Origin of the sequence: Granulicella cerasi, from assembly GCF_025685575.1 — a bacterium.
Lineage (GTDB): Bacteria > Acidobacteriota > Terriglobia > Terriglobales > Acidobacteriaceae > Granulicella > Granulicella cerasi.
This window is the reverse complement of sequence record NZ_JAGSYD010000005.1, coordinates 260640-273991: the sequence shown is the minus strand read 5'-3', so window position 1 is coordinate 273991 and position 13352 is coordinate 260640. Positions and strand designations below refer to the sequence as shown.

The following is a 13352-nucleotide window of genomic DNA, read 5'->3' as shown; positions in this document are numbered from 1 at the left end:
GCATCAGCCTCTCGGCAGGCGGAGGAGCCGTTCGCTTCGCTCACGCCTCCTCCACCTGCCGCATCCTGCATCGATCCGAACTTGGAGATCACTGCGCTACACTAACAATCCAACTGGTACAAAATATCGGTCAGACCACCACCGTGTGTGCATGGGCTCAAGACCCAAGCAATTTTGAGCTGATTGCGTCTCGATTGCGGCAAGCGGTGGACAATCCCGAAAAGGTAAACGAGTGGATCGCCCAAAGCGACTATCTGCGTTCAGAAGCCGGAAGCTACTACCTTGACGTCATTTACAGAGCGGGTGGGGTTATCACTCCCAAGGTAGAAGACAACGGTGGAAGATAAGGGCCGCGATTTAGCTGTCTCATGGTGTCAGACGAGGAATGAGCAACGCGCTTCTCGTCACCAGTTCCAAGCGGGAAATCTCGACGAGTGCAAAATTGCCAATGCGCTCATCGAGAGCGGTCAACGAGCGCATTGGCCTGTTATCGCCAATTGAGAACGCCTACGCGGATCACTTCCGCCATTGGCTGCTTCGCCACCGTTCTTCTCCTCATGACGCGATTGGAGACCGCACCTGCCTTCAGCGTACTTTAAGGGGAGGCCGCTACGATCAAGCGATGGCTTTCTTGAATTTCCTGAGAGTGGCAGCCAGTCTCGCCATTGCGGCGACTGCGGTTCAGGCTCAGCAGGCCGTCCCTTTGCGGGGCATCCTCGTCGACCCCAGCGGCGCGCCAGTTGTCGGCGTGTCGCTCGAACTCAGCTCTTCAGATGGTCAGGTGCGTGCTCAAGCAACTTCCGCAGCCAACGGGGAGTTTAGCCTCGGCAGCATCATTCCTGGCAGCTATGTCGTGTCAGTACCAGCGGCCAATGGTCTCGCGGCTCAGACGCGTTCGCTCGAAATCAAAAACAACATTTCCGCACTCAGGCTCGTGCTTGTGCCGGAGACGGTCACGCAGACGGTCAACGTGGATGCCGGCAGACCTCTGTCTACCGAAGCCTCGGCAAACCACGACAGCGTCGCGGTCCAGTCCAGCGCACTCGATCATCTGCCGGTCTTCGACCAGAACATTGTCGGCGCGCTCACGCCGTTCCTTGACCCGGCGGCTACGAGCAGCAGCGGAACGAGCATCATTGTCGACGGCATGGAGATGGTCAATGGTGTGAATGTCTCCCCGTCGGCGATCGCAGAAGTCCGCATCAACAGCGATCCCTACTCGGCTGAGTTCGCCAGTCCCGGACGTGGCCGCCTTGAGATCACAACAAAGCCCGGCTCTCCTCAGTATCACGGCACCTTCAACTTCATTGCGCGCGACGCAGTGTTCAACGCAACAAACTATTTCGCTCCTGTGAGGCCGCCCGAGCAGCGCCGCATCTACGAAGGTCACTTCACCGGTCCCGTGGGCCATGGAGGCCATAGCACCATCCTGCTCACCGGAACCCGGCAGGAGGATGACCTTCAGACCGCCATACATGCGGTCGGTCCGCGGGGGCTCGTTGCAGAGAACTCGCCTACGCCCAGCCGTTCCAACCAGATCACTGGTCGCGTATCGCATGACTTCTCCGACGCGCATCGCGTGGCAGTGAGCTATAACTTCCGCTACAACACCATCGATGGCTACCTGGTAGGTGGCGTCGTCCTCCCCGAGGCAGGCCTGAACTCCGCAAACCGCCAGGATCAGATCGTCTTCAACGATCGCGTGATCGTCACTCCCAATCTCGTGCAGCAGGTTCAACTGCTGCTAGAGCGAGAAACAGACAGCGAGAAGAGCATCACCAACGCGCAATCCATCCAGGTGCAGGAGGCATTCACAGGCGGCGGCGCACAGGGTGACACATACCGCACGGAAAACACCATCGGTCTGATCGACGTTGTGGCTTGGACGCATCGGAAGCACTACGTCCGCTTCGGAGTCAATGTACCGCAGATCAGCCGGCGTGCCGTGGACGATCATTCGAATCGCCTGGGTATCTTTGCCTTCAATTCCCTCAGTGACTACGCCGCGGCGAAGCCTTACAGCTTCACTGTGCAGCAGGGCGCAGGCCGCGCAACTTACTTTGCGACGGAGATCGGAACATTCGTGCAGGACGAAATCAGCCTACGCGGGAACCTGCAGGTGACGGTCGGTCTGCGCTATCAGTGGCAGACCTATCTCACGAGTACCGGTAACTTCGCGCCACGCGTCTCACTTGCGTACGCACCTGCAAAGAAGTGGGTGCTTCGCGCGGGCAGTGGCATCTTTTACGACCGCACCGGCGGCGACTTTCTTGTCACGTTCAAGCTCCACAACGGGACAGTGCTGCGGCAGTACCAGATTCTCGACCCCAGCTACCCCAACGCGCTCCCGGCGGGTACCAATCTCAGCCAACTGCCCACCAGCATCGTGCGGGAACAGCCAGGCATGCGTGCTGCCTATCAGGTTCAGTACTCTGGGACCGTGGAGCGGCAATTAGGGTCAGGCTTGACCGCCAGCGCTACGTATCGCGGCATCACGGGCATCGATGTGTTTCGCTCGCGCGATGCAAATGCTCCGCTACCTCCCTACACCACCATGCGCCCCGACACATCCGTCGGCTTCGTGCAGCAGGTGGAGGCCGGCGGACGCAGCCGCCTCAATGCACTCGATCTGGGACTGCACGGTAAAGTGGGTATCTGGTTTCAAGGGCAGGCGCAGTACACCTTCAGCCATTCGGAAAACAACACCGGCGGTCTCAACTGGTATCCCCAGAACCAGTACGCCCCGAACGACGAGTGGGGCCGAGCTGACCTTGACCGCCGTCATCGATTCAATCTGCTCGCCAGTATCTATCCAGGCCACTGGCTAAGCCTGGGCTTGGCTGCCGCCGTCTACTCTGGTACTCCTTATACAGAACTTGCAGGCACAGACCTCTACGACACGGGACTTGGAAATGCACGCCCGTCAGGCGTTGCCCGCAATACGCTGCAAGGGTCAGGGACCACAACGCTTGATCTGCTATGGGACCATGACTTCCACCTCGACCACAGGAAGGGCGAGCAAGCAAAGATCCTCAATCTCGGCGTCTCGGGGTTCAACGTTCTCAACCACGCGAACTTCAGCAACTTCATCGGCAATGTCCGCTCACCACTCTACAAGCAGGCCACTACAGCGCTGCCCGCCCGACAGCTCCAGTTCAGCCTCCGTTACCAGTTCTGATCCACCGAACGTGAGCATCTTCCACCTCCTTATATTGACTGCCGAGACTACTTGCACAGCCAAATCGATCTCCAAGAGGACTACTTTCATTTTCTTGTTGCGACCAGCGCCCTCGAATCGACAGCGTGCAAATGGTGCCTATAAAGATCGTCAGTGGAAGTTGACCAGCTTTAGCTTGGCTGTGATGCCATCCGTCCGGGAATGAGCTGCGAGATCTGCATCATCATGCTAGACCTCGCGATCTGGGAGAGTGTTTAAACGCCTCGATCTGACTGGGCTGTTTGCCATCCAGCGTGGCACTTACGCGTCGCAGTCGATCTCGGCACAGGCAGGCTTGGTCAAAGTCGCTTAGGTACTGCCGAAGGTGGCCTGGGCGTCACGGATCGGCGTGGAATATGACCACGCCACCGGAGACAATGGACGGCGTGAGATGGCTCTCTGACGGCAAACCCCAACAAGTTGGCGTGATGCCGCGCGAGCAAGCTCGTTAGAGCGCAGCGTTTTCGCTGTATCTCAAGAACCCGGGCGCGGCCACACCGCAGTCTGTGCTACTGCTCGATAGCAGTCGTGATCGGATGAGCGTCTGTAGGTATAGGCATTCTGTGGGTTGCAATGACAAACTAGAGCTCTCAGGTAATAGAGCAGAGGTAGGCTACTTCTATGTTCGTTTCTCGTCGCGCTTTCGTCGTATCGCTCCCTCTTGTTGCAGGTTTCACCCCGAAACTCCGTGCTTTGTCACCGCATATTTTTGGCGCTGCAGGGGACGGTTCGACCGATGACGCTCCGGCGTTGCAGCGCGCCATTGATGCCCTCGCCAAGAGTGGTGGAGGCGTGCTGACTCTGGATGACGACCGGACCTATGTGTGCGGAACGATCATTTTGAAAACGGGTGTGACGCTTCATTTGGGGCGTCGCACCGTACTTCGTGCGATCGCAGATCGCAGCAAGTTCGTTTCTACTGGCGCATTACTCTTCGCCGAGGGTGCTGACTCTATCTCCATTACGGGCTCTGGCCGGATCGACGGCAATGAAGATGCCTTCCTCAAGAAAGACGCGAATGGAGAATGGATTGCGGGTCCTACAGGTATGGGACCTTATGATGCGGAGCCGCACACGGATGCACCCGGCGTGATCACCGGTCGTCCGCGCGTGATCTTTTTTGTTCGCTGCACCAATGTGCATCTTGAATCCTTCACCATCGAACGCTCTCCGACCTGGACGCTGCACTTGTTGGGCTGCGTCGGCGCGGTGATCAAGCAGCTCAAGATTGCGAACAACACGAGCATTCCAAATAATGACGCGATCGACATTGACCACTGCCGCAACGTGCGTGTGCTCGACTGCGACATCGTGACGGGTGATGACGGTGTCTGCATCAAGACGACCGCTCCCTTCAAGGGATGGGGACCCTGTGAAGATATCCTCGTTCGCGGCTGCCGCATTACCTCCTCTTCCACAGCCATCAAGCTCGGTTCCGCTGGTCCAGAGGACATCCGTAATGTCGTCGTGGAAGGCTGTATTATTCGCGACTCGAACTGCGGTGTGGGTATTCAGAACCGCGATGGTGCGGTATTTGAGGACGTGATCTTCTCGGATCTCGTGATCGATACGCACTACTTTGAATACTCTCGATGGGGTGCTGCTGAGCCGATTGTTATCACGCATCTGCCGCGTCACAAGGACCAGTCTTCTTTGGGCATTACGCGCGACATCAAGTTCCGTGGCATCATCTGCAACGGGGAATCAGGAGTCTACTTTTACGCTGATCGTCGTGCTCCGCTCCAGGGCATTTCTTTGGAAGATGTTGTGATCAAGATCAGGAAAACAAGCGAGTGGGCAGGGGGCTATTACGATCGTCGTCCTGCGGACGATTTTCCCAAACCGATTCCATCGGTAATCTCAGGCATTCACGCGGAGAACGTCATCGACTATCAGGAGAGCGATTGCCGGATCGATATGCGAGAGGCGCGTGGTCGCAACTATGGTCCTGAGCGAACGATGATCAATGTGAAATTTACGGGCGGCCCCAAGTGAGTTCATCGATTACGCAGGGCATGTAGATCCCCAGTGCCTCTTCATGAGACTTCTATCGAACAGATTCTCGTTTGATAGAAGTCTTTGATGATTGACACCATCTTGCTCCGTTACGGCTTGGTTATGATCTGCGCCCTGAGGTAGGAGGGCCACATCATCACACGTCTATGGTCACCTTGGTCGATCCATGCCGGAGCAGTTTTTGCACGAGCTTCACGCTTTCTGGTTGGCTTGCCACTACGTAAGTAGGCCCGTCGGAAGGTGTGCCAAGGGACACGTTTCTTGATCCCGAGACGCATCACCAATGGCTCTTACAGGACGAGAATTTGCGGCCACTGAATCCTCGGCGATCTGTCGGAGAGCTAACGTGCTTCTGTCGATTTTTCCTCACTGAAGAGGCGAACAGCCGCTACACCTATCAGCGCCTCAAAGCAGGTGAACGCGAGTAGAGCGACGTTCATTCCGTGTTTCATCAGTACGCTAAAGAGAAGAGTCCCCGAGCCGAAGCCCGAGAAGAGTACGAAGGCGTTCATCCCCATGGCGAGGCCACGTCGATTTGGATTCACGGAAGTAATGATGCCTGCCAACAATGGGTGGCTCATGTCATATCCGAGGGACAAAACTGTGATGGCGAGCGCAGCGACGAGGACAGGGAACTTGGGGATGAGTAGGGCCGAGCAGGCAGCCGCGACTAGAATTCCAGCGGGAATGAGCCGTCTGCGTCCTATACGGTCCGCAAGCTTTCCGATCATAGGTCCAAGCAGCATCCCAGGAAGTCCATACCCAATCAGCGCCAACCCTATGCCCACGTCTCCCAGCCGATAGCGCTGATAGAAATACAGTCCGAGCCAGGAGAAGATGCCTGAGTGGAAGAGTCCGTTGAAGAAAATGAAAGCGTATCCTCTTGCCGCGCGAGGATTTCGAAATAGCTCGAAATAACCTTTCGCGATCTCGGCCGGATGAAGTCTGTGTGGAGAGGCGGGGCTCTCCATTGAGCCTCGGAACCGATAAGCGAAAGCGAGCGTAATCATGGCAAGCAGTGCGGTGATGAAGAACTCCGCCCGCCATCCTATGAGTGGATTGAGCAGGGCACCCAGCGTTGACCCGAAGGCCATACCGCCTGCCATGGCACCGAACATCCATCCAATAGGCCGCCCACGTTCACGGTAAGGAAAGATATCCCCCAGCAGCGCGAGGCCAATGGGGATGACCCCGCCGGTCGCTAAGCCGCCGAGCACTCTCCATAAAAGAAGCGCATGAATCGAATGGGCTGTCCCAACCCCCGCGGTGGTCACGACAGTGATTGCAAGAAGGCAGAGTACCACCGGCTTGCGACCAAGCCGGTCGGAAAGCGGTCCGTAGAACAACGTTGAAAGGCCATACGGCAGCAAATAGGCGGGAACCAGTAAGCCGACCACGTCAACAGGAGCATGAAATTCAGCTGCGAGGGTGGGGACGAGTGGCGCAATCAGATAGGACTGGAAGAAAACGAGGAATGCCGCGGAGGACAAGACTCGCAGCAGGGCTTCGCGAGAAAGACCAGGGGCATTTGTGATGATCTCGTCAGGCATTGCTTCACCGCTTTCTCGAATCTGTTTCGCTCGACCGCTGAACTGCACCGACTTCTCCGCAGCGTTTCGGTTTCCGATTCGTCGTCGATTGTAGTGAGCGAAGACGGGGACCGCCTCACTCGAAAGGGTATGCGCCGCATATCCACCGTGATGCTTTGGGCACATTACAGCTTGCTTGCGCAAGCAGAGAAGAGTCCTGCGCACAGGCTACCCAAAGGAGTAAGGGTATTTTCGCTCGATGCAGCGTATCGAGACGCGCACGGGCGCTCCAGAATGGCGAGGTGGCTTAGCTATGCAGGTGACTTGTGATGGACCTGTCCTGGTTTCGCTGCAAAACAACGTTCATCATTCGCAGACCAAGGAGAGTAAGTCATGGAATTCATTTTCAAAGACACCTCGTTTAAGTTCGAAGCATTGCGGGCAGCCGGGTTTGCCGTCGACAATGGCGCCGACATCAGTGAAGTGTTGCTCACCACCGCGGCTATCCCCGAGGGAGATGAAGAAGCGTGGATGCGCGAATGGAAGGCGACTGCCGATCGCGTTCATGAGCGTGCGGAGCATTCGTTCAAGCACGGAGACAAGATCAGTGCGCGTGAGGCTTTTTTTCGCGCTTCGTCCTACTACCGCAGTGCGGAGTTTTACCGGCGCAAGGACCCTGTGAATGACCCTCATGTCGCGGAGCTGTTCAATCTCTCGCGCGAGACCTTTTTGAAAGCAGGCAAGTTGTTGGAAGGTCCGTTCGAGGAGATCTCGATCCCGTATGGCGATGACACGCTCCCCGGCTACCTGCTGCTGGTGGACGATAGCGGAACGCCTCGTCCGACGCTCATTTACACGAACGGGTTTGACTCAACGACAGAGGAGGGATACTTCGTGATCGGCGCCGCGGCCCTTCGTCGCGGCTTCAATGTGATTCTCTATGACGGCCCTGGCACAGGTCGTATGATTCGCGAAAAGAAGGTGCCGTATCGTCCTGACTGGGAGGCTGTGCTGGGACCTGTGATGGACTATGCCGAGACGCGCCCGGAGATCGATGCTTCCAAGCTGGTGCTCTTTGGATACAGCATGGGAGGCTATCTGATCACGCGCACAGCTGCCTACGATCATCGTCCCGCTGCGGTCGTGTGTGATGACGGCGTTACGAGTTTCTTCGCAACATATCCTCCTCTGCCGGAATATCTGGTTGAGTGGATCAAGAGCGGCCGTGATGAGGAAGCCATTCCTGTGCTCGAGTGGATCAAGGAGCATGACACTTATGCCCGTTGGGCGCTCCAGAATGGCACGTGGGTCTACGGTACGAAGACCGAGCCGGAGTACATCCGTATGAGCGAGCAGTTCACATTGGCCGTGAAGGACATGCACAAGATCACATCTCCTGTCCTGTTGCTCGAGGGCGAGAATGACCTCGTCTTCAAGGGGCAAGCGGGCAAGCTGGCGTCGGAACTGAAGGCGCCGCACAAGCACGTCATTATGCGAAACATTGACGGCGCTGGCGAACACTGCCATATGGGAGCGATGCGCCTGACGCATCAGACAATCTTTGACTGGCTGTCAGAGACGTTGAAATAACGCTTGTTCGATAAGCCTCGTTACTCCGAGAGCTTATCGACAATCTGTATCAGGGCCAGGTCGCAATGTCCTGCGATCTGGCCTGTCATCTCCAGGGCATTCGAGCAAGGGTGGATGAGGAGAGTGCGATGAACGAAGAACGATTGCGGATTGAGAGAGACGCGATCATCAGGGACGAAGAGCGCCTGCGGGAGCTCGAACGCGAACAGGAGGCCATCGAGAATGGGCCGCACGACGGGTATCAGGATGTGAGCCGGCTGTCGCGTACGCGGTCTGATGCGGATGACCTGGACTTGCAATTGAGGAGAGAGAAGGAGCGCCTCCATAGCGAGGATAGATAGGGAAGCCGTGCGCGTGTGGAGTATCACTCGAAAGAGTGAGTCGACAGAGTCCCTACGGAGGGAGGTGCGATGGTGTCCTGCAGGAGAAGAATAGAGTCTCCACGACTATGGAGGGCATATGAAGGGTATCAACGTCGAGGTGAAGCCGAGTGGAACAGGTTGTGTGGAGTGCTTGAAGAACGGCACTTGGTGGTTTCACCTGCGTAGATGTGCAGAGTGTGGACATATAGGTTGTTGCGATACTTCACCGGAGCGACATGCGACTCAGCACTTTCATCAGACCGGCCATCCGATTATCCAGAGCTTCGAACCAGATGAAGACTGGTTTTGGGACTTCACGAAGGGTTCTGCCGTGAATGGACCGCTACTCGCTTCGCCCCATAACCATCCTCTGGCGCAGAGCGTTCCTGGCCCGGAAGGCGCTGTTCCTTCCGACTGGATGGACCTACTCAATCAGGACTAGAACGCAACGAAATCGGCGATGTGCTCGACGTGTCGGTTGCCGTTGCGGTTTGCGTTGGATGTAGGCCATGCCATTGTCGAAATTACTTGAGGTTTGACGACTTCATGGGGCTTCGAGAACCTACCCATTCGAGGCCTGAAAAGTATTTTCGCGATGACGAACCGTCTACCCGAAAGGGTGGCCGTCATCTACTCAAGCATGGGGGCGCAGGGCAGACGGGGCTCGGGGCATACTGTCCGCATGGTCCTGCCAACGGGCTCCTCTAGCGCGCCAACAGTTGCTTCCTTACAGGTAAGATTTACGATTTTCTCCAAAACACTCCGGCGAAGCATTTCCGCTGATCGTCATTGTGATCTAGCTGGACGTTACGCGATTTGCAGGGGCTTTTTCTACTTGAGCCTGTTGCTTTTGTTATCTCCCAACATGCTCCACGCGCAGATTCCGATTACAACCGCAGGCAAATCTCGCACGGAGCTTCTAACAGGGATTACAGTCAACGGCCGGCCAGCACACTTTGAACGCGAGCGGTCAGTAGATCAGGCTTCGTCGAGTGTGCTTTCGTTGCATTTAGCCGAAGGGGACGTTTTCCGCATAGGGTTTCGATCATCGCGGCTCCAGGGAGCCACCGTTACCGGCATCCGCTATCGGCTTGAGGGACTGGAGCCGGGATGGAGAGACGCGGCCTCGGATCAAACGGGTATCAGCTACTCCCGTGTACCCGGAGGCTCTTATATTTTCCATCTGCAGGAAGCGGACATCTCAAGAAGGTGGGGAACAGATTCCGCAACGGTCAGGGTGTATGTCCGTGCTCCGTGGTGGAGGCGCGTCTGGGTTCTCATTGCGTTCGGGCTCTCTGTCATCTTCTTCGCTTGGCGACTGTGGCTGATGCAATGTAGGGAGTGGAACTCCCTCTTGCGAACCCGCGTCGAAGAACGCGTCCGGCAAAGGACTCGTGTGGGAAGAGAAATTGAAGATACTCTCCTTCAGGGAGCCCAGGGGCTCATCCTGAAGCTGGAGAGCGAGACCCTGCAGCTTGATCCAGCCGACCCGCGCAGAGAGTCCTTCGATCAAGCGCTGCATCGTGCCAACACATCATTAGGACAGGTGCGGGATATGATCGAGGTACGTCAATCTCCACCTGCCAGGATTGAATGTCTTCCGTTCCTCCTGCAGGATTTCTGGAACAGCTTCTCCACGGAATCATGCGTGCTCTTTACTGTTGCCATCATCGGGGAGCCCCAGGCGACCTTCGATTCAGATGCCTCCGAGATCGCCTTCTTCGGCATGGAGGCGATTCGCCGAGCTAGCAGACGCGTCGGAGTGACACGCATCGCAGTAGAGATACTTTTTGAGAGAAACCATCTGATACTCAGCATTCATGATGATGCTGAAAGCTGTCGATCGCGTAGTGACCTCCGTGAGAAGGAAGAGGATTTTTTTCAGATCGAGGTGATGGACGCCCTCGAGCTCAATGGCGCAGTGCGAATTGACGATCAGCCCGGCGACGGTACGATCGTGTCACTCACTATCAAGCGATCGTCCGGTTTGGATGTCTCGTGTATACCTCGCAGCTGGCGGAATTTTCTCCGAGGGATCTCACGCTGTTTTACGAAGCTCTGACTCTGCACCTCTTTCGAAGAAGGTGGTAGATGAGATGGTCAGGCATGTTTCGTTCAAAGCGGATCTAGAAAACCACGTCGCATAGCAATGGTGACAGCATGGGTGCGGTCCTTCGCGCCCAGTTTCGAGAGAATATTTTTCATATGCGCCTTTACGGTGTCCTCGCTGATATGCAATCTACCTGCTATCACCTTGTTCGCATTTCCCGTAGACACCGCCATCAGAACCTCGACCTCTCGCGCCGAAAGTGCATCGTCAGCAGCGTATTCGGCCATTTCTGAGGCAATCTCTGGCGGTATGCGTCTATGGCCCGCGTGTACGGTGCGGATAGTATCGAGCATGTAAAGCCTCAACATACTCTTAAGAAGATAGGCATAGGCGCCTGCCTTGAGCGCCTTCAGCGCCTGGACATCGCCCTTATAGGTGGTGAGCACGATCGTTTTTGCTGTGGGGCAAGCCTCTCGTATGCGTACGATTGCCTCGAGACCGCTTATATCAGGCAGGCGTAGATCCATGAGTGTGATGTCTGGTTTGCATCGACGGAAGAGATCAACCGCTTCGAATCCACTGGCGGCCTCTGCCACGAGCTGCATGTCTTCCTGCGTTTCAATCATCGCGGCCACACCATCTCGAAAGACTTCGTGGTCGTCTACGGTCATAATTCGCATATCCAGGTCCTTCCGCTCAGGCTTCAGATGAAGATGTGTCTACACAACAGTAGGTGCGAATCCTCGGCGACGCACCCTACCATCGAGCGGTCTGGACGGTACCCGATCGGGTGAGTGTGGCGGGGGCCGTGCGAAAGATTTCCCGCCTGCTTACCCTAAGTGGGTAGGCATTCCGGTTTGGCCTCCGCTAAGTTGAAAGAGGAATTTGGAGAAACGACATGCATCCTGCCCATCTATTTGCTCCGTACTCTTTGCGCAACGTCACAATCGCCAACCGGGTTGTCGTGTCGCCTATGTGCCAATACTCGGCTGTCGACGGGTTCACGAACGATTGGCATTTTCTCCACCTGGGAACACGGGCCGTCGGCGGCGCTGGCCTTGTCCTCACCGAGGCAACCGCAGTGTCGCCAGAGGGACGCATCTCCCCGCAGGATCTGGGCATCTGGTCCGATGATCATATCGCTGGGCTCAGGCGCATCGTTTCCGTCATTCATGAGCATGGGGCGGCCGCCGGTATTCAACTCGCCCATGCCGGCAGAAAGAGCAGCATGGCGCCGCCCTGGAGAGAGCTCGCGGTTCTCAGTGAAGCCGAGGGAGGCTGGTCAAACATCCTTGCGCCCTCAGCGATACCGTTTAGTGAGCACTACGGTACTCCCATTGCCCTTGAGCAGGCGGATATTCAACGGATCAAGCAAGACTTCCGTCGCGCGACGGAGCGTGCATTCAAGGCTGGCTTCGATCTGATCGAGCTACATGCTGCGCATGGCTACCTCTTTCACCAGTTCCTCTCCTCCAGCAGCAACAAGCGTACAGACGAATATGGCGGCAGCTTCGAGAATCGCATCCGCTTTCTCTTGGAAACCATCGAAGTCATCCGCGAGGTGTGGCCGACGCATCTGCCGCTGATCGTACGTCTTTCGGCGACCGACTGGCTCGAGTTCAGCGGCGAGACTCTTCACGACGCGTGCGGTTGGACGATGGATGAAACCGTCCGCTTGACCCATATCTTGCGTACTCTGGGAATCGATCTTGTGGACGTCAGTTCCGGTGGCAATCAGGCGAAGGCGACTATTCCTGTAGGTCCCGGGTACCAAACTGCTTTTGCGGACCGTCTTCGTCGCGAGTGCTCTATCCCCACGGCAGCGGTCGGCATGATTACAACTCCGGAGCAGGCGGACCACATCATTCGCTCGGGCCAGGCCGATCTGGTGCTCCTGGCCCGGGAGTTATTGCGGAATCCGTACTGGCCTCTTGAAGCGGCGGCGGCGCTCAGACACGAGATCGCGTGGCCGGTTCAATATGCGCGCGCGGCATCTGGTAGGAAGCCAGAGCGTCATCCCTATCAAGGCCGCACGGACGCATAGCACCTCTGATTCATGCACGGTGTAGATGCCCATCACCTCAAATGACTACTCCGTTGCAGCCCTTTTGGGCGCTGTACTCTCGAGGCCTTGATGTCACTCTCGATGAGTAGTAGGTCTCAGGGAGATGAAATGGATATCTTTGTCGTTGACGACGAAGTGCTCATCGTGGAGACGTTGGCGGCGATTTTACGGGCGGAAGGGTACAGCGTTCGCGCGTTCCGGAATGCGACTGCTGTACTTGACGCTTTACATCCTGCGCCAAGGCTTCTGATCACGGACTATCACATGCCCGATCTCCGCGGCACGGAGCTGATAGCCGCCGTGCGTCGATGTGTTCCAGACTGTCCCGTGATATTGTTCTCCGCCGACCTCGAAGGCTGTTATCAAGATTGGCACCAGATCAAGGGGAGTCGCACGTCTACGGTGTTGATCCAGAAGCCTCTGCATCCGGTAGAGCTGGTCCGGTGCGTAGGCGAGTTCCTGTCTGAAGGAGATACTGAGATTTGATTCCTTCGGTGTTCTTACACGGTTTTCTCCAACCAGA

General features: G+C 56.5%; 11 protein-coding genes and 1 pseudogene. 10 read left to right on the top strand and 2 right to left on the bottom strand.

Annotated elements, in window-relative coordinates; genetic code table 11:
- From OHL11_RS16210 to OHL11_RS16200, 3 genes are all read left to right on the top strand, one after another.
- Positions 1-347: hypothetical protein (locus OHL11_RS16210; RefSeq protein WP_263372581.1), on the top strand; the 347-nt coding region annotated here is incomplete at its 5' end.
- Positions 348-646: 299 nt separating this feature from the next.
- Positions 647-3178 carry a TonB-dependent receptor gene (locus OHL11_RS16205; RefSeq protein WP_263372580.1) on the top strand — a complete coding sequence of 844 codons (2532 nt, stop codon included), beginning with the start codon at positions 647-649 and terminating at the stop codon, positions 3176-3178.
- A 660-nt stretch (positions 3179-3838) separates the two neighbouring features.
- Complete coding sequence (locus tag OHL11_RS16200) at positions 3839-5212, top strand: glycoside hydrolase family 28 protein (protein WP_263372579.1); 1374 nt, start codon at positions 3839-3841, stop codon at positions 5210-5212.
- Positions 5213-5574: 362 nt separating this feature from the next.
- On the opposite strand, the gene OHL11_RS16195 is transcribed toward OHL11_RS16200, so the two are convergent.
- Complete coding sequence (locus OHL11_RS16195) at positions 5575-6783, bottom strand: MFS transporter (RefSeq protein WP_263372578.1); 1209 nt, start codon at positions 6781-6783, stop codon at positions 5575-5577.
- A gap of 372 nt (positions 6784-7155) precedes the next feature.
- Between OHL11_RS16195 and OHL11_RS16190 the strand changes: the two genes are divergently transcribed.
- The 5 genes and pseudogenes from OHL11_RS16190 to OHL11_RS16175 all read left to right on the top strand — a co-directional run bounded on the left by OHL11_RS16190 (position 7156) and on the right by OHL11_RS16175 (position 10776).
- On the top strand, positions 7156-8352 hold the full coding sequence (locus OHL11_RS16190) for an alpha/beta hydrolase family protein (protein WP_263372577.1): 1197 nt from the start codon (positions 7156-7158) through the stop codon (positions 8350-8352).
- A 128-nt stretch (positions 8353-8480) separates the two neighbouring features.
- Positions 8481-8693: a hypothetical protein gene (locus OHL11_RS16185; protein ID WP_263372576.1), complete on the top strand. Its 213-nt coding sequence runs from the start codon at positions 8481-8483 to the stop codon at positions 8691-8693.
- Between the two features lie 118 nt (positions 8694-8811).
- Entirely contained in the window at positions 8812-9156 is a 345-nt protein-coding gene (locus OHL11_RS16180) for a UBP-type zinc finger domain-containing protein (protein ID WP_263372575.1), read from the top strand.
- Between the two features lie 153 nt (positions 9157-9309).
- A pseudogene (locus OHL11_RS17415) lies at positions 9310-9948 on the top strand (hypothetical protein); the annotation flags it as partial.
- A 162-nt stretch (positions 9949-10110) separates the two neighbouring features.
- Positions 10111-10776, top strand: coding sequence for a sensor histidine kinase (locus OHL11_RS16175; RefSeq protein WP_263372574.1), 666 nt, complete (start codon positions 10111-10113; stop codon positions 10774-10776).
- 53 nt (positions 10777-10829) lie between these two features.
- Here OHL11_RS16175 and OHL11_RS16170 read toward each other — a convergent pair whose 3' ends face one another.
- Entirely contained in the window at positions 10830-11444 is a 615-nt protein-coding gene (locus tag OHL11_RS16170) for a response regulator (RefSeq protein WP_263372573.1), read from the bottom strand.
- A 218-nt stretch (positions 11445-11662) separates the two neighbouring features.
- On the opposite strand from OHL11_RS16170, the gene OHL11_RS16165 reads away from it, so the two are divergent.
- Complete coding sequence (locus OHL11_RS16165; protein ID WP_263372572.1) at positions 11663-12808, top strand: NADH:flavin oxidoreductase/NADH oxidase; 1146 nt, start codon at positions 11663-11665, stop codon at positions 12806-12808.
- 129 nt (positions 12809-12937) lie between these two features.
- Complete coding sequence (locus OHL11_RS16160) at positions 12938-13315, top strand: response regulator (protein WP_263372571.1); 378 nt, start codon at positions 12938-12940, stop codon at positions 13313-13315.
- Positions 13316-13352: the final 37 nt, after the last annotated feature.

Bases quoted from the DNA above. Each gene is read 5' to 3' on its own strand.
- OHL11_RS16180 (WP_263372575.1), top strand. From the start codon at position 8,812: ATGAAGGGTATCAACGTCGAGGTGAAGCCGAGTGGAACAGGTTGTGTG.
- OHL11_RS16170 (WP_263372573.1), bottom strand. From the start codon at position 11,444: ATGCGAATTATGACCGTAGACGACCACGAAGTCTTTCGAGATGGTGTG.
- OHL11_RS16200 (WP_263372579.1), top strand. From the start codon at position 3,839: ATGTTCGTTTCTCGTCGCGCTTTCGTCGTATCGCTCCCTCTTGTTGCA.
- OHL11_RS16160 (WP_263372571.1), top strand. From the start codon at position 12,938: ATGGATATCTTTGTCGTTGACGACGAAGTGCTCATCGTGGAGACGTTG.
- OHL11_RS16165 (WP_263372572.1), top strand. From the start codon at position 11,663: ATGCATCCTGCCCATCTATTTGCTCCGTACTCTTTGCGCAACGTCACA.
- OHL11_RS16185 (WP_263372576.1), top strand. From the start codon at position 8,481: ATGAACGAAGAACGATTGCGGATTGAGAGAGACGCGATCATCAGGGAC.
- OHL11_RS16195 (WP_263372578.1), bottom strand. From the start codon at position 6,783: ATGCCTGACGAGATCATCACAAATGCCCCTGGTCTTTCTCGCGAAGCC.
- OHL11_RS16190 (WP_263372577.1), top strand. From the start codon at position 7,156: ATGGAATTCATTTTCAAAGACACCTCGTTTAAGTTCGAAGCATTGCGG.